General features: G+C 40.6%; 1 protein-coding gene. It reads right to left on the bottom strand.

Annotated elements, in window-relative coordinates; all coding sequences use genetic code 11:
- Nucleotides 1–357: transposase (locus DV872_RS26330; RefSeq protein ID WP_147283298.1), on the bottom strand; the 357-nt coding region annotated here is incomplete at its 3' end.
- Nucleotides 358–384: the final 27 nt, after the last annotated feature.

Here is a 384-nt window from a genome sequence, read left to right as displayed (position 1 = left end):
GAACAGTCCATCAATGGCATTCCCGTGTCGCCGAATAAATCGATCTATAGTTGTGTGATCAGGAGCCTTCCTTCCCTGAAGAATCTGGGTTAAAAACAGATCCCTTTTACATAGGTGCTCAACTTGCCGAGAACTGTACCTTCCTTGTGTTCGGGAATAGAGGATAAGAAGTACCATGGTGTAAGGATCAACAGCGTTCGGTCTTCCTGATTTCTTCTTTTGAATGTCAAAATCACTATAATCCAGGTTCTGCAAGAGTATTAGTAGAGCTGCTTCGTGATCAGTGACTTCGAATGGAATTGAAATGTTTAGATCCAGGGATAATTGCTGATATTGTGAAAATGAGGTAAGATTCAATTCGTGCTCCTTTTAATTGTTTGTAGT

Source organism: Oceanispirochaeta sp. M1, from assembly GCF_003346715.1.
Classification (GTDB): Bacteria; Spirochaetota; Spirochaetia; order DSM-2461; family DSM-2461; genus Oceanispirochaeta.
The sequence above is the reverse complement of the archived record's forward strand: the minus strand, read 5'-3'. Positions and strand labels throughout refer to the sequence as shown.